The following is a 16,694-nucleotide window of genomic DNA, read 5'->3' on the forward strand; positions in this document are numbered from 1 at the left end:
GTGTGCTTCGCTATCGATACGAAATAAATCTTATTTCGGAGGTAGCGAATATGGAAAAGATATGTTTTGAATTAGAACAGGTTGAGATGACCTATATGGATAAAGTAATACTGAACATTGAGCGACTGGCTGTGCATCAACTGGATCGCATTGGTGTAGTAGGTGGTAATGGTCAGGGTAAAAGTACATTGTTGAAACTCATTGCGGGGCAGATCCAACCAACAGCCGGAAAGATAAAACGTCATGCTGAGTTTGGTTATTTGGAACAAGTGGAACCACCCCAGTCTAACGAAAGTATCGAAGTTGACGGGGCTTTACTCAGTAAATTAGCGATTCTTCAACATGATAAAGCATGGAGTGGCGGAGAACAGACCCGTCTAAAACTGGCTCAAATGTTCACTCATTATCATGAAGTACTGTTACTGGATGAACCAACGACACACCTGGATCAAGCGGGCATTACATTTTTACTGGATGAATTGCGTTATTATTATGGGGCGCTTGTGCTGATCAGTCATGATCGTGCGGTTCTGGATGAACTGGTGACCACGATCTGGGAAATTCATCAAGGTGAGGTTCGCGTATATTCCGGCAACTATAGCGATTACCAGGCACAGAAGAGGCTGGAGCGTGAACAACAAAACCAGGCCCATGAGCAGTTCTCGAAGGAGAAGAGGCGATTGGAGCTGGCCGCCCGGGAAAAGATGAAGAAAGCCGAGAAAATCACGCAGGCTGGAAGCATGTCCAAAAAAGAATCCAAGGCAAAAACAAACCGTATGGTTGAAACCAAATCCAAAGGCACCAGTCAAAAAGCGGTCCACCGCGCAGCCAAAGCGATTGAACAGCGGATGCAACAACTTCTTGAGGTTAAAGCGGTGCAAGAGGATCGGCCTATGATCTTCCGTCAGCCAAAGACACTGGAGCTGCACAACCGATTTCCGATTATGGCAGATCGCCTTACACTTGAAGTGGAAGGTAACGTATTGCTGGAGGATGTAAGTTTTCAGGTTCCATTAAAACAAAAAATAGCGATAACCGGAGCCAATGGCAGCGGGAAAAGTACATTGCTTAACCATGTTTTCCATGCTGGGGATCACATCACAATGTCTCCAAAAGCAAAGCTCGGTTATTTTCAGCAAATGAGCTATCGTTTCACGACAAAAGAGACCGTATTACAATTCCTGAAAAATCGTTCGGAATATGAGGAATCTGAGCTGAGAAGTGCGTTGCATGCGATGCAGTTTACAGGCAATGACTTGCTGAAGAATGTTGGGACATTAAGTGGAGGAGAAGCGATTCGTCTTCAATTATGTCACTTATTTCTTGGACAATATAACATTCTATTGTTGGATGAGCCGACGAACTTTCTTGATATGCATGCATTGGAAGCATTGGAGCGTTTTATTAAGGCGTATGAAGGGACGATTCTGTATGTATCTCATGATCAGAGGTTTGTTGAAAATACAGCGGATCAACAATTTCATATTACAGAGCGCCAATTAATTCAGGTGAATATATAAGTTGAACTAAAGAAGATTTACACGGATCACTCCGATGATAGAATAACCTTCGAGGAAGAGAAGTAACAAAAACAGCCAAAGTGATTTTGGCTGTTTTTTTTTAGAATATGGAGGCTCGTGATCTAATAGGATATGTAGCTTCTATTAAGAATCCACCTTTATAACCGTGGAATGCATGTTACCTGTGAGACGTTGAGGTGGGAAAACCATTCGCACTGGCGCAATGATGATGGCAGCAAATACAGCTTTGATCAGATCCCCAATTATGTAAGGATAGAACCCTTGAATCATGGCCTCAGGTAAGTCCATTTTGAAAGCATAAGCAAGCCAAGGGACCCCCGAGACATACACGAGCAGTGAACCAAATAGTTCAAATACAACAAAAGCGAGTATGAATCCTGTTACACCTTTGATGTTGATTCGTGCAAGCAACAATCCAATCAATAATGCGGAGAACGGCCACATCATCACATATCCTCCGGTAGGTCCAAGAAGTACTGCAAGTCCTCCGGTCCCGTGCAGCAAGGGGAATCCAAGAGCGGTGAGCAGAACAACCATCGTGACACTTAGAAAACCATAGAGTGGACCAAGTAATCCTCCGGCCAGCATGACAGCCAAAGTTTGTAATGTTATCGGTACAGGGGAGAAGCCAATGGGAATGCTTATGTAACCAAAAAGTACTAATATTGCGGCCATAAGTGCGCTGAATACAATGCCTCGCAAAGATAATTTCATGTTTGAACAATCCTCTCCATTTTGGTAATATGATTGTTAACCAATTATATAAATGTGGTTAACGATTAGGATCGTACCACATAACAATAGAAAGGGAAAGGACTAATTTACGATGCAAGGCAACCTGCCTATAATTACATTAGAAGATGTTCGAGTGCATTATGCTTCCGAAGGTAGTCAGGTGAGAAAAGCACTGGATGGGGTCTCACTTACGCTGCACCAAGGAGAATGGATTAGTATTGTAGGGGCGAATGGCAGTGGAAAAAGCACACTCGCTGGACTACTGATTGGATTCATTCCACTATCTGGAGGGGTACGGGATATCTCGGATGAACTTACCGTTCGGGGTGTACTGCAGCAACCGGATGCACAGGTACTAGGCGATACGATTGAAGAGGAGTTTCATTTTGCGCTGTCACCATTGATGGAATCTGTAGAAGAGCAATTGGAGCGCAGGCAGGATGCATTACATACCGTAGGACTTCAATATCCCCCGGAGAAGGCGGTCTCACAATTATCCGGTGGACAGAAACAACTGCTTAATATTGCTGTAGCGCTCGCAGCCAAACCGGATATACTGATTCTGGATGAGCCAACAGCCATGCTTGATCCGGGAGCAAGAGACCGTATCGAGGCCATCGTTCAGAAGATTACCCAGCGGGGTACAACGGTGATCTGGATTACACACCATCTGGAGGAAGCAACCCTGTGTGATCAAATCATTGCTATGGAGAGGGGACGTTGTGTGTACAACGGGGCGCCTGAGTCCTTTTTCTATGAAACAGAGTTGAATGAGAAGGCTACTTGGGAAAATGTACAGCTCTCTCCCTGTGAACGGTTAGGGTTGGACCCTCCTTTTACTGTAAAAACTGCGTTATTGCTCAAGCAAAAAGGTATGATGCCAGAAGCCATGCCACTGCGACCCGAGCAACTGGCTAAGGAGGTCGCACGTTGGGGATTGAGCTGACCGATATACGTATAGAAGCATCAGAATCGGGCAAACGTGCCCTGCTTGAAGATGTGAGTGTACAGTTGAACAGTGGGGAAATCACCTTGTTGCTGGGCTGTACGGGTTCAGGAAAAACGACTTTACTACAGACGTTGGCTGGTCTAAGACCGCCCGATGCAGGAAGTATCACATTGGATGACACTCCTTTCTGGAAAGAAGGAAAAGTGCCGCAGTCGATTTTATTGCAAATGGGACTATTGTTTCAATTTCCGGAACAACAACTGTTTGCCCGAAGTATTCAGCGTGAATTCTCATATTCTCTGCGTCCCTATCGACTTTCAGAGAAACAGCAACAAGAGCAGATCACAAAAGCACTGAACCAATGGGACCCGCCAGTATCCTCGGAGTTGGGCCGACGTTTTCATCTGGACAGGTCGCCATTTGCTCTAAGTGGGGGAGAGAAGCGCAGGCTTGGACTTGCTCTCGGAAGTGTGACCAATCCACACTGGCTTCTGCTGGATGAGCCGAGCGCAGGGTTGGAAGCGCAAAGTGTCGGGCTTCTGCTGGATGTATTGGAGCAACATCGTCTGGCAGGTGGTGGGGGTGTGGTAGCGACCCATGATCTGGATACATTTTTGCCTTGTGCGGATCGAGTATTGTTGTTGCAGGAAGGCCGTCTAATTGCCGATCTTACGCCGAGAGAACTTCACAAAAGGCCTGAACTGCTGGAGCAGACAGGGATTGGACTGCCACCATCGATGAGACTGGCACAGCAGTTTAGAGCAGCGGGTCTAGAGCTGCCTTTGACCGCGATGACGCCAGAGGAGATGGCTGAAAGTATTGTTCAATCCAAGTCAGTTGAGTTACAGATTCAAACCGAATCGAAAGAAACATCAGGTACGGTAACGATGGAACTCAAGAGCGATGTAATGAAGTATGAAAAAAAAGCACAGAAGCTGTCGTCCGTTGAAACTGAAGATGATCCAAAGCTTCTTCCGAACACCTTGACTCATTCAGGCGGATTATATGGCGTTATGGACCCGCGTCTGAAATGGATTTTGTATATTTTGCTGGTCACCGCAGCTATGCTTCAACAGCGATGGCTGGGATTGACTTTAACACTGGTGCCGGTAGTAGTAGCACTTGCCGTGCTCCCGCGTCAGACTTTGGCTGGATGTATGAAGTTAATGAAGCCATTATTATTCTTTTTCATCATCTCAACGGCGTTATCTGGGACAACTCTTTCAACAGAGGGAGGAGGTCTGCACTTTGGCTTTTCCCTGATGCAGGCGGAGGGCACTTTGCTGAATGTGTATCGTTTGTTTATCGTCACATTGGCAAGCCTTTGGTTTTCGTTGACGACGCCTTATGGGCGAATGGTAGAAGGGCTTAACTGGGTACTCGGTATCGGTAAAAAGATCAGGTTGCCCGTAGCTTCGTTTGCTCTTGCTGTATCGTTAATCTTTCGGTTTATCCCGATGATCTGGAGTGAGTGGCAGCGATTCTCACTGATCGTGCGGGCACGTGGAAAGGCAGCTTTAAGACCAAATACCGTTCGAATTCGTGACCTGGGTCCGATGGTGATTCCCTTGTTGATGGCACTGTTCCAACGTGCAGAGGATATGACCATTGCGATGGAAATGCGTAAAGTTAGAGAGCACTCTACGCTCGGAGGACGTTCATCGTTATTGGTATGGTCCAAACGCGATACCTGGATTAGCATGGCTGGCCTCATTGCTTTTGTACTTTTAATATGGATTCGCTAACTGTGATGGCGATAATGATCGTGATGGATCCGGTAATGGATCAAAACCTAAACGCAGTGTTTTCCAAAGGTCATGCATAAATGCGTTTGTCCTCGCTCACAATAAGTGGACGTTGGTCATCTGAAGTGGATCAGGAGGGATAAACGATGAAAGATAAGTTTTTGCGTGAAGATCGGCAAGAATATACCGATGTGTCTACGGTGGAGTCGCAGCGAAACGATATCACACTCGAAGAATTCCCGGAGGGTCCTTACGGTTCATCTCTGTTATCCGAGTCTCTTGGGAAAAGTTCTCCGTGGCGGGTGGACCAGCGGTCTGCACATCGTTTTGATTATGAAAATCATGAGCTTCACGAGGGAGACGTACGGGATTATCCAGGTCAGGATGTTTTTGACGAAACGGTTCCGGACAACTTATCCAAGCCTCAATATACGGAAGAATCGTAATGAGATTTTGATATAAAATAGAGCGTAGCCTCCAACAGGTTTTTCCTGTTCGGGGGTTATTTTCGTTGTGTTTAATGAAAACAAATCTCCTCCAATTCCACAATATGGGTTATTATATTTGTAACTCGAAGTAAAAATTTGGTTGAATATGCGGGGGGACTTGGAATGAGAGAGATCGATTATAGTCAGTATTTCTGGCAGGATGATAAGATCAGACTACGTGCTTTGCGTGAAGAAGATTGGGAGGATCATTATTATAACCGCTTTGATACACCTGCCCGTCGGTTATTGGAGTGTGCAGTAGAGTTGCCGCCAACCCATGTTGAAGCGAAGAGTTTCACGGAAAACTTCTCTGATTTTTCTTTAACCAAAGGAAGGATCATGTTTACAATTGTAAATATGGATGGTGAAAATGTCGGAGGTGTGAATCTGAACAGCATTGATGAAAGGAACGGTACCTTTAGCATTGGCATTCAAATTGACAGGGATCATCGAGGAAAAGGATACGGAACCAGAGCCGTTCGAATCTTGCTGAACTATGCCTTCTTCGAGCGCAGGCTCAACAAATTTAATGATTATGTACTCCAAGGAAATGAACCTTCCGCAGCAATGATGAGAAAACTTGGATGTGTTCAGGAAGGTGTGCGTCGCCAGGTGATCTATATGGATGGAAAATACCAAGATCTGATCCTCTTTGGATTGACCAAAGGTGAGTTTATGGAAAAAGAGGGGCTTGTTTGAAGTAAAGCTAATAAGCTGAAATTAAGTGTGTAGTAGGAGGAACTATGAACCAACCCATACTAACCGATGAATTAATCATCAATTGCAAGGATATTTATTTACGTGAGTATCGACTCGAGGATTTGAAGAAACTGCAAGAAATTACGTGGCAACCTGAGGTGTATGAATTCCTACCTGGATGGAACGCTACGATTGAAGATAGGACCCTGTGGCTCACCGAATATGAAATCCCTGAGAATCAGCGTTTTAAACAAGCTGTAGTGGCGGGAGGGGATATCGGAGAGTTATGTTTACGTATGGCTATCATACTCAAAGAAAATGATGAGTTTATCGGATGGTGCTGCTCAGGGATCAAGGACGAACTGCCAGCACCCAATCGGGAGATTATGTACGGTATTTCGAAACACTTCAGAAATCGTGGTTACACAACGCAGGCGCTCAAAGGAATGACAGATTATTTATTTGAATATACAAACGTGGAAGTATTAAATGCCATCGCTTTGACTACCAATCAAGCATCCAATAAGGTGATACAGAAATGTAATTTTGAACGGTTAAATTTGATCGAGATCGAGAATGAATCCTATAACCATTATCAACTGTGTAAGGGCAAAGGTCATTTTTGATTGAACGTTTATCCTCATTGAAAATAGCTATAATATGAAAATTTCGGATCAGGTTAGACAGTTATTGCTGGCTGCCTGATTTTTTTGTATTTATTTTAAGAAGCTACTGAGGAAACCTTGTTAGGGTACGTGTTCTCTTACATAAAACGCAAAAAATTGGCCTATTGGACAAGGCTTATGTTAATAATTTTCTCCGCGATAATAGCGCTCCAGTTTGTTATCCAGATGAATAAGCTGTGCTTTTTTCTCCTCGATATCATTCAGCAACTTTTGCTTTTGATCCTCAATCAGCTTGGTTCTTTCCTTCAGAGTGGAGGTACCTTCATTTACCTGATCATAATACTTTTTGATGTCTTCCACACTCATCCCGGTTTCACGAAGACATTTGATAAAAACCAGCCAGTTCAGATCCTCCTCCAAATAAAGACGGTTATTCTGCTCATTTCGTGCAGCAGGTTTCAGCAGTCCTTTTCTTTCATAAAAGCGGATCGCTCCAATTGAGATATCAACTTTTTTTGCTACTTCTCCAATCGTTAACATGTTAATCCCTCTTTTTATAAAAATAATTTGACCTACACTAAGTGTAGCATAGTAACTTATTCATTGTTAAATATAAATCAAATTACGGAAAGAAGGATTCGCATGAAAAAGATTGTTTTTGTAACCGGGGCAAATAAAGGAATTGGATATGAAATCGTAAAGCAGTTGGGTGAAGCAGGTTGGAAAGTTATCCTCGGCGCACGTAGTGTTGAACGGGGTGAAGCAGCTATTTCAGAGTTAACTTCCAAGGGGTTAGATGTAGAATTTGTACAGATCGACATGTGCGACCTGAAGAGCATTGAGCAGGCAGCCGATACGATTCAGAAGACTTATCCATCAATAAACCTTTTGATCAATAACGCGGGTATGCCGGGTGCTTTCTCTCATTCATTCACGGATACAAAAGAGGAAGATCTGCGGAATGCCTTCGAAGTGAACTTTTTCGGTACCTTCCGTTTGAATCAGCGATTGTTCCCGTTAATCAAAGATAATGAAGGCACAATCATTAATGTATCAACCGACATGGCTTCTCTGGACCATATGCAAAATGCGGAATTTACTTTAAATGCCTTCGATTATAATTCATCCAAAACGGCCAACAGTGCCATGACACTTTCGATGGCTTATGAAGTGAAAAACAGCAGGGCGCAAGTCTTTGCAGTAACGCCTGGATTTACATCAACAGATCTTAATGGCAATGCCGAAGGCGGTAAATCAAAAGAAGCCGGCGCTGCGATTATCGTGCGCTATGCGACAGATGGTAAACGCCATAACGGAGAATTCCTAGATGAGAATGGCGTGTACCCTTGGTAATCCACCGTTGCCAAAAGCAGCGATAGAACGGGATGAATTATAGCGTGTATCTTAAAACTCAAACCTAGGCAAGCTATGCGGTGATGGATACCAAGGCCTCAAAAGTCTTGAGGTCCAAGATGGCTGATCCTGACGAATACCTAGACGATTATCTAACGAACACAGAACGTCTTATTCTGCCTTTAGGTACATTTCTTAAATTGTAAGGAACATCAGACACGCTATTTCCCGAAATCCCCTTAGAAAAACGCAGTAAACGGCTGTTTATTCTAATATAACGTGGCTCAGGTTCATTAGATTTCTGCGCGCGCTCCAAATCCTTGAATAAGACGTCTCAGATTCGTTAGCCTGAAAGCGCGAAAGGCTGAAACCAACTGGGTTACTACTCTATACTCTATCAATCAGATACAAAAAGAATCCCCCTTTCATTCCTCAACCGAAATGAGTGGGGGATTCGTCATGCAATGAGAAAGCCGAAATTAAAATAGAAGAAAAGCATCGTTTGGAGAGTTTGACTAGAGCATGAGTAATGATCAAGTAGATCTTACGTAGAGCTGCTTATAACCAAGTTATACCTACTTGCAGCCGACGCTCTATTTAGACATCTGCCTTATACAGTGGGATCAAAATCATAAATTCAGTTCCTGAGCCTACCTGACTTTGTACGGTAATTTTCCCACCATGCGACTCCACAATCGAGCGGGTAATGGCTAGACCGAGACCTGCGCCACCTTGTTTGCGCGAACGAGAACTGCTTGTGCGGTAAAATCGCTCAAAGATATGGGGCAGATGTTCAGGTTCAATGCCTGTTCCGTTATCTTTCACTGATAATTCAGCCTTATGGTGCGTGGCATATAACGTTATGGAGATGGCTCCATGCTCAGGATCGGTGTGCTGCACCGCATTATGGAACAGATTCAACACCACCTGCTTCACCTTGTAAGGGTCAGCAAGTACATACACTTCAGCCGTCAGATCAAGATGAATGGATCTTTGCTGAGCCATCATGGCGAGTTGTGGTTGCATTTCGAGCAGCAGACTGTCCAGCTGAATGACCTCCCGCTCCTGCTTTGGAGCCTGATCCAGCTTGGTTAGTAACAGCAAATCTTCAACCAGCTTGTTAATTCGGACGGATTCGCCGTGCATGCTGTCCAGTGCTTTATACAATTGATCTTGATTGGTCGCTGCACCCCGTTGTAGAACTTCAATGAAACCGTGAATGGAGGTGAGCGGGGTACGAAGTTCATGGGAAGCATCAGACAAGAAACGCTGCATCTGCTCTTTCGATTCCCGCTCTGCTTCAAACGAATTCTCCAGCCTTTCAAGCATGCCATTGAATGAAACTGCGAGCTGATCCACTTCCTCTTGTCCCTGAACGACGGGAAGGCGTTCTGCGAGGCTGCCTGCATCGATCTGTTGTACTTTATTCACCATGTTAGATAGGGGGACCAGCGTCCGGCGTAATACCTTAGTGTATAGAATAAGACCGGCTACCATGGCCAACAGCGATAACATGAGGAAGATCAGAAGCTGTTTAATAATCAAGTCTCTAAGTGGCTTCGTAGCCGTGCCCATCTGAACCATCGGTAAACCGCGATTGCGTGGACCGGGTGAAGCGAATACAATCAATTGCTCATTCCCTTGGCTATCCGTGACGATCCGGTAGGGAATGTGTTTTTGTTCTTTCAACTCATCTGTAATGTCCTGATATTCAGCGGTTGATAGTTGAGGGGCTTTCAGACCGTCTTCTCCAAAAACATCCTCGAACGTACCTTGGTTATCAAACAGGGCCAGTGAACGGTCAGGAATAAACAGCACCCGATTACCAGACCCATTTCCTGCCTGTCCACCAAAAGGATTGTTGGAAGAGCCGTTACGTGACTGGATTCCGAGCCAAACCGGGGGCATGGACATGAGCTGTTCTTCCATGGTTTTTGCCTGATTCCGGTAGAGAAAGCTTTCCATGATCCAGAATTGCAAAATACCGATTAACAATAGTAACCCAGCAAGCACGAACAGGGAACGTGAGAGCAATTGAGAACGTAATGAATGCGGCCTGATCCATTGGTGAAGACGACCTAAACGAAGTTTATTTTTCTTGCGCAGTGAGTTCATCAGAGATCCACCCTGTACCCTACACCCCGAAGTGTGCGAATGAGTCTATGCTCTTTATCCCCGAGTTTGTCGCGCAAGGAGCGAACGTATACCTCCACAATATTTTCTTCCCCGCCAAAATCATACCCCCATACCCGGCTCAGAATGGTCGCTTTACTCAGTACAATCCCATGATTAAGCACTATGAATTTTAGCAATTCGTATTCGGTAGGAGATAACTCCATGACCTGATTCTGATAGGTGATTTCTTTGCGCTGATCATCAATTCGGAAGGGACCGTGGGTGACGGCTCCTATTAATAAAGGAAATTGATTCCGCAGTCTGGCCTGAATCCGGGCGAGCAGTTCGTCAAAGGCAAAGGGTTTGATCATGTAATCGTCAGCACCTAACCAAAGGCCCTTAACCCGATTCTCGACTTCGTCCTTCGCTGTCAGCATAATTACACCAACCTCGGCACCGGTCTTACGCAGACGCTCGACCACTTCGAATCCATCCATCTCTGGCATCATGACATCCAGAATAGCCATATGTGGCTTGAATTCAAGCGCCAACTCAAGCGCAGCTGCTCCATCGGGTGCTGTGCGCACATCGAAGCCCTCATTGCTTAGTCCAAGCTCTAGAAATTGTAAAATATGAGGTTCATCATCAGCCAATAGTATTTTAATTCCGCTGCTAAGCTTCATAATGTGCTTCTCTCCTTGCCTGATCCATCTAGATTTCTCCCACACTTCGGAGGGACTGTATGTAGTATTATCGCTTGCCAAACTGAAATTTAGCTGAAAGGATTGTGAATTATCCTCAGACAACTTTCAGCGGGCACTCATCCCAGCTTTATTTTGGCATGTCACAATACTAGACATGAAGAACTTTGAAGGAGTGATTAACTTTGAATAACACCAAAAGAAGGATGGATCTTGTCCTTCTGCCGATTGTATTACTGGCGGCATTTCTGAATGGGTACGGTATCTGGAACGATCAATATGCCAATTCCTATTATACGACTGCCGTTGGGAGTATGCTCAGCAACTTCCATAATTTTTTCTATGCTTCACTCGACTCGGCAGGCTCGGTCACTGTAGATAAACCACCTGTTGTCTTCTGGATCCAGACGGCCTTTGCCTATGTCTTCGGATTGCACGGATGGAGCGTTATTTTGCCTCAAGTATTAGCGGGAATCGGTTCGGTGCTCCTGATCTATTTCATGGTGAAACCTACATATGGTCTTGCAGCAGCACGAATTTCGGCACTTACATTGGCAACTGTGCCTGTCGTGGCGGCAGTCAGCCGGACCAACAATATTGACAGCATGCTGGTGTTTACACTACTGCTGGGTTCATGGTTTTTGTTCAAAGGCATCAAACAAGGCAGTACTTGGCGCATTCTGGTTGCTTTTGGGTTAATAGGCGTAGCCTTTAATATGAAAATGCTTCAAGCCTACATGATTCTCCCGGCTTTTTACTTGTTCTATCTGCTTGCATTTCAGGCGAAATGGAGAAGGAAGATCATCCTGCTGATCGGCAGCACAGCGGTTCTGGCGGTGGTTTCCTTATCCTGGGCGGTCACTGTGGATTCTATCCCTGAAGACGAGCGGCCTTATATCGGTAGCAGTGAAACAAACTCGGTCATGGAACTCGCCTTTGGATACAATGGTCTGGCTCGCCTAACGGGTCAGCAGAATACTGCAGGTAACGCAGGTATGCCAAATGGTATGGGACAGGGAAATAATCGTGGCAATCGAGGAAACTTGTCTTCAGGTCCTAATCAGACAGACAGTGGTGTTCCTGGTGCTGGGCAAGATGTCAATGCACTGGATAACGATAATATGAATGGTTCGAATGGATTGAACACCATGGGCGGCATGAATGGTCCGAATGGCAATTTCCCGAACGGGCAGATGCCAAATGATATGGAAATGCCAAACGGAAGAGATTTCGGCGGAGGCATGGGAGGCATGTTTGGTACAGGGGAGAAAGGTCCTCTGCGTCTGTTCCAGACTGAACTGTCAGGTCAAGCGAGCTGGCTTCTGCCAGTTGTGCTGCTTGGATGCATTGCCATATTTGCAGGATTAAGACGGAGAAATATAACTAACAAGCACAAGGAGGCCTTGTTCTGGCTGGCCTGGCTGCTTCCCGTTGCTGCCTTTTTCAGTGTGGCAGGTTTCTTCCATCAATATTATCTGATTATGCTTGCACCTCCAATTGCGGCGCTGACTGGCGCAGGATTTGTAGCGATGTGGAAATCATATCGTGATCGCGATGGATGGCAGGCATGGTTGCTTCCGGTGTCCGTGCTGCTGACGACTCTGTTCGGCTGGTATATCATGCAGGTGTATAACGATACGATTGGTGCAGGCTGGTCCATTAGTGAATTGATCGCAGGCATTCTGATCACGGTCATCCTTGTCGGTATGCTTCATCGCACACATCAATGGAAACAGGGCTTCATTATCGCAGGATTCATGGCGATGCTGATCGGTCCAATCTACTGGGCATTCACCCCAATTACTTATGGTGGCAACAGCATGATTCCGGCAGCAGGACCTACTGGCTCCAATGGTATGTTTGGTGGAGCAGGAATGAGCATGCCGATGGGTAAGGGTGCAGGAGACACAGAAATGCCTGCAATTGGTGGCCGTGGCGGAATGGGTAATCGTAACGAAGAAGTGGATACAGCTACACTGAATTATCTGAAAGAGCACAATACAGGCGAAACGTATCTATTCGCCACTACGGACTATAATCAGGCAGCACCTTATATCATCGATGAAAGAGCAGCGGTCATTACGCTTGGAGGTTTCTCCGGGTCAGACCCGGTGTACACAACGGAGGAACTGGAGCAACTCGTCAAGAGCGGGCAATTGAAATACTTCATGGTTGGTGGCATGGGTGGGCGCGGAGGGAACTCAGATATTAGCGATTGGATCAAAGAACACGGAACCGAAATTCCAACGTCAGAATGGAAGACAGGCACCGACAGCCAATCTACGGATAACGGAGACACCGGAAACAGAGCTGGATTCGGATTTGGCGGACAGACCACCTTGTACGAAGTGAAATTATAAACTGAAATAAAAATCTCGAACGAAGTCCATTGGAAAAGGGAGGGGACAAACATGGCTCACGCGTACCGGTACAGCATTATTATTCCCATGTATAACGAGGAAGCGGTGATCGAGGAGACATATCGGCGTCTGAAGAAGGTCATGGGCAGCACAGGAGAGAGTTATGAACTGTTGTTTGTTAATGATGGTAGCGTGGATCGAAGTGCACAGATGATCCGTGATTACGCCCGTTGGGACGAGAGTGTCAAACTGATTGATTTTGCCCGTAACTTCGGACATCAGATTGCGATAACAGCGGGCATGGATTATGCAGTTGGGGATGCGGTAGTTATTATTGATGCGGATCTGCAGGACCCTCCCGAACTGATACTGGATATGATCGCCAAATGGAAAGAGGGCTATGAAGTCGTATATGCCCGTCGCACCAGACGAAGTGGGGAAACTCGCTTTAAGAAATGGTCGGCAAGTCTGTTCTATCGTGTACTTCGTGCTTCAACGGATACGGATATCCCGGTAGACACCGGAGATTTTCGCCTGATTGACCGCAAAGTATGTGATGAGATGAAACGTCTTCCGGAGAAAAACCGATTTGTGCGGGGGTTGGTCAGTTGGGTCGGATTTCGTCAGACTGCGATTGAATATGAACGTGATGAACGTCTGGCAGGTGAAACAAAATATCCGCTGAAACGCATGTTGAAACTAAGCCTGGACGGCATTACTTCATTTTCGTATAAACCGCTCAAGCTCGCAGGTTATGTAGGTGCAATCCTGTCGGTTGGCGGATTCATCTATATGTTAACGGTTATTGTTTCGGCCATCTTTACGGATTCAACGATTAAGGGATGGCCATCCATTGTAAGTATCATGCTGATGTTTAACGGATTCATCCTGATCATGCTGGGCATTCTAGGCGAGTACGTGGGCCGCATCTATGATGAGACCAAGGCGCGTCCGCTATACATTGTGAGAGATGTGGTGCAGGCCGAGGGCCAGCAAGCAAAATCCCAATTGACAGTTCGAGTTGCTCATCATGACTAAGCGTCTGGTGACACTCTTCAAGTTCGGTATTGTGGGTGTTGCGAATACGGCAGTAGATGCGGTGGTGTTTGCTTTGCTTGCAGTGGTCGGTGTACCGGTTCTGATGGCTCAAGTAATCTCGTACAGCTGCGGTGTTGCGAACAGTTATTGGCTGAACGGCAGGTGGACTTTTCGAGATACGGCACGAGGGGGCGGCGATAGAGCGAAACTTGTTCGTTTTCTAATCACTAATCTTATCGTTCTCGCGTTATCCGCTCTCATACTGATGACTTTGCACGATATGCTGGGTTGGAGTCTCGTGATGAGTAAAATCCTGGCGACCTTGATGGGGATGGTTCTGAACTATATGGCCAGCAGATATTGGGTGTTTCGTATCGCTACTTAGCTGCCCACAGCGTGCGATATTGGTTATAAGAAGTAAATGAAAGGAGTCTATGATGATATGCGAATTAAAAAAGCAGTTATTCCGGCAGCGGGTCTCGGAACCCGTTTCCTGCCAGCGACCAAAGCACAGCCTAAAGAGATGTTACCGATTGTAGACAAACCGGCCATCCAATACATTGTTGAAGAAGCAGTACAATCAGGCATTGAGAATATCCTCATTGTGACCGGACGCAACAAAAAATCCATAGAGGACCATTTTGATAAATCGGTTGAACTTGAACACTCTTTATATGCCAAGGGCAAACAGTCTTTACTGGAAGAGGTGCAGGCCATCAGCGAGATGGCCAATATTCATTTTATTCGTCAAAAAGAACCGCTTGGACTGGGGCATGCCATTGGGTGTGCACGGCAATTTGTAGGAGATGATGCCTTCGCTGTATTGCTCGGAGATGACATTATGGTGTCTGATCCACCTGCACTTGCACAGATGGTCCATCTCTATGAAAAGACAGGCAACCAGATCATTGGTGTTCGTCAGGTAGACGCGGCAAATGTGAGCAAATATGGCATTATTGATTCGAATGGTGCAGAGGACCGGGTTCACCGAGTCACCAATCTGGTCGAAAAACCTTCCCTTGCAGAAGCGCCATCCCGAACAGCTGTAATGGGACGATACATTCTGAAACCTTCCATCTTTCCAATCCTGGATCAGATCGAGAGAGGTGCTGGAGGGGAATATCAGTTAACGGATGCCTTGAAAGAAGTAAGTCAGGTGGAGGAACTGTTGGCCCTTGAACTGGAGGGGCGTCGCTACGATATAGGAGATCAATTCGGATATATTCAGGCGATCTTGGAGATCGGACTGTTGCGTAAGGAATTACAGCCCATGCTGACACCCTATCTTCAGAAGCTTGCAACTCAGTGGGCATAGGAATTGATATGTAGCAGAGGTTTAGATCTGCTATAGGACGAGTTCTCCTCCGTGCCATGGTTCTGTCATAGACTCTAGTGTTGTACAATTATTCCAGTAACGCTACAATTAGCAAGAAGTTTAGGTTGCTCTTTGAGGAGTGAGGAATCATGAATGAATCTATCATCAGGGACCTTATTAAGTATATGGACGTGGAGGACAACGCCGCCATTCAGTACATTCAGACCGAGCATCGGATGAAACTGGGACTCTTTTGGGGGATACAGGAAGGCAGCCGGGTTCTGGAAATCGGGTGTGGTCAGGGAGATACAACGGCCGTGCTTGCACATCTGGTGGGGGAGCACGGGTACGTTCATGGTGTAGATATTGCACCGGAGGATTATGGTACACCGCTGACCGTAGGCGAAGCGGCAGCCAAGCTGCGGAGATCTCCACTGGGTGATCGAATTCGAATGGATTATGATTTTGACATTTTAAGTGATCAGGTTCAATTCACCGAGAATGAGTTTGATGTTATTGTACTTTCCCATTGTTCTTGGTACTTGAAATCGTTTGACGAACTCGCTGAGATTCTTAGCAAGGTTAGGACGTGGGGACATCAGTTATGTTTTGCAGAATGGGATGCCCGAGTTACAGATGTGAGCCAGCTCTCACATTGGTTATCCGTTCTGATTCAGTCCCAGGTCGAATGTTACAAGGAGAACAGCTTCTCCAATGTGCGCACGCTCTTTACACCGGAGGATATCCAAGAGCTTGTCTCTGCGGCAGGCTGGACGATTAAGGAAGAGACTTCGATCCATTCTCCCGAGCTGCAGGACGGTCGCTGGGAAACCGAAATGACACTGGCAGAAGCGCCTGTGGAACTGAAACTGCTTCCGATCCCGGACAAAGTAAAAACACTTCTTCTTTCCGAACTGAAATTACTTAAGACACATCATGTCTCGGGGCCCGGGAGCCCACTGGGAACGTATGCGATGGTTGCCAAAAAGCAGTAAGGAAATAGCCATTTGTAGTATGTTATAATAAAGA

16 protein-coding genes are annotated in these 16,694 nt (G+C 45.9%); 12 read left to right on the forward strand and 4 right to left on the reverse strand.

The annotated features are described in order from the left end of the window. The first annotated feature begins 50 nt into the window (after nt 1–50). Complete coding sequence (gene abc-f, locus MHH25_RS13670) at nt 51–1,520, forward strand: ABC-F type ribosomal protection protein (RefSeq protein ID WP_340020240.1); 1,470 nt, start codon at nt 51–53, stop codon at nt 1,518–1,520. Between the two features lie 144 nt (nt 1,521–1,664). Here the strand turns inward: abc-f and MHH25_RS13675 are convergent, their stop codons facing one another. Next, on the reverse strand, nt 1,665–2,255 hold the full coding sequence (locus MHH25_RS13675; protein WP_076318029.1) for a biotin transporter BioY: 591 nt from the start codon (nt 2,253–2,255) through the stop codon (nt 1,665–1,667). Nucleotides 2,256–2,367: 112 nt separating this feature from the next. Here MHH25_RS13675 and MHH25_RS13680 point away from each other — a divergent pair, with 112 nt between their 5' ends. From MHH25_RS13680 to MHH25_RS13700, 5 genes are all read left to right on the forward strand, one after another. Further along, entirely contained in the window at nt 2,368–3,222 is an 855-nt protein-coding gene (locus tag MHH25_RS13680) for an ATP-binding cassette domain-containing protein (RefSeq protein WP_340020241.1), read from the forward strand. Further along, a complete protein-coding gene (locus MHH25_RS13685; RefSeq protein ID WP_340020242.1) occupies nt 3,207–4,970 on the forward strand; it encodes an ATP-binding cassette domain-containing protein in 1,764 nt (587 codons plus the stop codon). Before MHH25_RS13680 ends, MHH25_RS13685 begins: the two co-directional genes overlap by 16 nt. A gap of 146 nt (nt 4,971–5,116) precedes the next feature. Next, nucleotides 5,117–5,416, forward strand: coding sequence for a hypothetical protein (locus MHH25_RS13690; protein ID WP_340020243.1), 300 nt, complete (start codon nt 5,117–5,119; stop codon nt 5,414–5,416). Nucleotides 5,417–5,581: 165 nt separating this feature from the next. Beyond that, nucleotides 5,582–6,157: a GNAT family protein gene (locus MHH25_RS13695; RefSeq protein WP_340020244.1), complete on the forward strand. Its 576-nt coding sequence runs from the start codon at nt 5,582–5,584 to the stop codon at nt 6,155–6,157. A gap of 44 nt (nt 6,158–6,201) precedes the next feature. Continuing rightward, nucleotides 6,202–6,783 (forward strand): GNAT family N-acetyltransferase, encoded by a 582-nt coding sequence (locus MHH25_RS13700; RefSeq protein WP_340020245.1) that lies wholly within the window; start codon nt 6,202–6,204, stop codon nt 6,781–6,783. Nucleotides 6,784–6,963: 180 nt separating this feature from the next. Here the strand turns inward: MHH25_RS13700 and MHH25_RS13705 are convergent, their stop codons facing one another. After that, a complete protein-coding gene (locus tag MHH25_RS13705) occupies nt 6,964–7,323 on the reverse strand; it encodes a MerR family transcriptional regulator (protein ID WP_340020246.1) in 360 nt (119 codons plus the stop codon). A 102-nt stretch (nt 7,324–7,425) separates the two neighbouring features. Here MHH25_RS13705 and MHH25_RS13710 point away from each other — a divergent pair, with 102 nt between their 5' ends. After that, entirely contained in the window at nt 7,426–8,136 is a 711-nt protein-coding gene (locus tag MHH25_RS13710) for an SDR family NAD(P)-dependent oxidoreductase (protein WP_091031061.1), read from the forward strand. A gap of 597 nt (nt 8,137–8,733) precedes the next feature. Here the strand turns inward: MHH25_RS13710 and MHH25_RS13715 are convergent. Both MHH25_RS13715 and MHH25_RS13720 read right to left on the reverse strand, forming a co-directional pair. Continuing rightward, nucleotides 8,734–10,251, reverse strand: coding sequence for an ATP-binding protein (locus tag MHH25_RS13715; protein WP_340020248.1), 1,518 nt, complete (start codon nt 10,249–10,251; stop codon nt 8,734–8,736). Then, the gene (locus tag MHH25_RS13720; protein ID WP_076327737.1) at nt 10,251–10,934 is read right to left on the reverse strand and encodes a response regulator transcription factor; all 684 of its coding nucleotides are present in this window, start codon (nt 10,932–10,934) and stop codon (nt 10,251–10,253) included. The genes MHH25_RS13715 and MHH25_RS13720 overlap by 1 nt, the downstream gene beginning before the upstream one ends. A gap of 203 nt (nt 10,935–11,137) precedes the next feature. Here MHH25_RS13720 and MHH25_RS13725 point away from each other — a divergent pair, with 203 nt between their 5' ends. The 5 genes from MHH25_RS13725 to MHH25_RS13745 all read left to right on the forward strand — a co-directional run bounded on the left by MHH25_RS13725 (nt 11,138) and on the right by MHH25_RS13745 (nt 16,660). Continuing rightward, nucleotides 11,138–13,312, forward strand: a complete 2,175-nt coding sequence (locus tag MHH25_RS13725; RefSeq protein WP_340020249.1) for a glycosyltransferase family 39 protein — start codon at nt 11,138–11,140, stop codon at nt 13,310–13,312. A gap of 51 nt (nt 13,313–13,363) precedes the next feature. Further along, nucleotides 13,364–14,350, forward strand: a complete 987-nt coding sequence (locus MHH25_RS13730) for a glycosyltransferase family 2 protein (protein WP_339187703.1) — start codon at nt 13,364–13,366, stop codon at nt 14,348–14,350. Then, complete coding sequence (locus MHH25_RS13735) at nt 14,343–14,735, forward strand: GtrA family protein (RefSeq protein ID WP_339187701.1); 393 nt, start codon at nt 14,343–14,345, stop codon at nt 14,733–14,735. The genes MHH25_RS13730 and MHH25_RS13735 overlap by 8 nt, the downstream gene beginning before the upstream one ends. A 57-nt stretch (nt 14,736–14,792) precedes the next feature. Next, nucleotides 14,793–15,665, forward strand: a complete 873-nt coding sequence (gene galU / locus MHH25_RS13740) for a UTP--glucose-1-phosphate uridylyltransferase GalU (RefSeq protein ID WP_047842782.1) — start codon at nt 14,793–14,795, stop codon at nt 15,663–15,665. A 149-nt stretch (nt 15,666–15,814) separates the two neighbouring features. Further along, on the forward strand, nt 15,815–16,660 hold the full coding sequence (locus tag MHH25_RS13745) for a class I SAM-dependent methyltransferase (RefSeq protein WP_339187697.1): 846 nt from the start codon (nt 15,815–15,817) through the stop codon (nt 16,658–16,660). The last annotated feature ends 34 nt before the right edge of the window (nt 16,661–16,694 follow it).

The organism is Paenibacillus sp. FSL H3-0457, from assembly GCF_037981725.1.
In the GTDB taxonomy this organism is placed as follows: Bacteria; Bacillota; Bacilli; order Paenibacillales; family Paenibacillaceae; genus Paenibacillus; species Paenibacillus amylolyticus.

Bases quoted from the DNA above. Each gene is read 5' to 3' on its own strand.
- abc-f (WP_340020240.1), top strand. From the start codon at position 51: ATGGAAAAGATATGTTTTGAATTAGAACAGGTTGAGATGACCTATATG.
- MHH25_RS13705 (WP_340020246.1), bottom strand. From the start codon at position 7,323: ATGTTAACGATTGGAGAAGTAGCAAAAAAAGTTGATATCTCAATTGGA.
- MHH25_RS13680 (WP_340020241.1), top strand. From the start codon at position 2,368: ATGCAAGGCAACCTGCCTATAATTACATTAGAAGATGTTCGAGTGCAT.
- MHH25_RS13715 (WP_340020248.1), bottom strand. From the start codon at position 10,251: ATGAACTCACTGCGCAAGAAAAATAAACTTCGTTTAGGTCGTCTTCAC.
- galU (WP_047842782.1), top strand. From the start codon at position 14,793: ATGCGAATTAAAAAAGCAGTTATTCCGGCAGCGGGTCTCGGAACCCGT.
- MHH25_RS13720 (WP_076327737.1), bottom strand. From the start codon at position 10,934: ATGAAGCTTAGCAGCGGAATTAAAATACTATTGGCTGATGATGAACCT.
- MHH25_RS13735 (WP_339187701.1), top strand. From the start codon at position 14,343: ATGACTAAGCGTCTGGTGACACTCTTCAAGTTCGGTATTGTGGGTGTT.
- MHH25_RS13700 (WP_340020245.1), top strand. From the start codon at position 6,202: ATGAACCAACCCATACTAACCGATGAATTAATCATCAATTGCAAGGAT.
- MHH25_RS13695 (WP_340020244.1), top strand. From the start codon at position 5,582: ATGAGAGAGATCGATTATAGTCAGTATTTCTGGCAGGATGATAAGATC.
- MHH25_RS13745 (WP_339187697.1), top strand. From the start codon at position 15,815: ATGAATGAATCTATCATCAGGGACCTTATTAAGTATATGGACGTGGAG.
- MHH25_RS13730 (WP_339187703.1), top strand. From the start codon at position 13,364: ATGGCTCACGCGTACCGGTACAGCATTATTATTCCCATGTATAACGAG.
- MHH25_RS13690 (WP_340020243.1), top strand. From the start codon at position 5,117: ATGAAAGATAAGTTTTTGCGTGAAGATCGGCAAGAATATACCGATGTG.
- MHH25_RS13675 (WP_076318029.1), bottom strand. From the start codon at position 2,255: ATGAAATTATCTTTGCGAGGCATTGTATTCAGCGCACTTATGGCCGCA.
- MHH25_RS13710 (WP_091031061.1), top strand. From the start codon at position 7,426: ATGAAAAAGATTGTTTTTGTAACCGGGGCAAATAAAGGAATTGGATAT.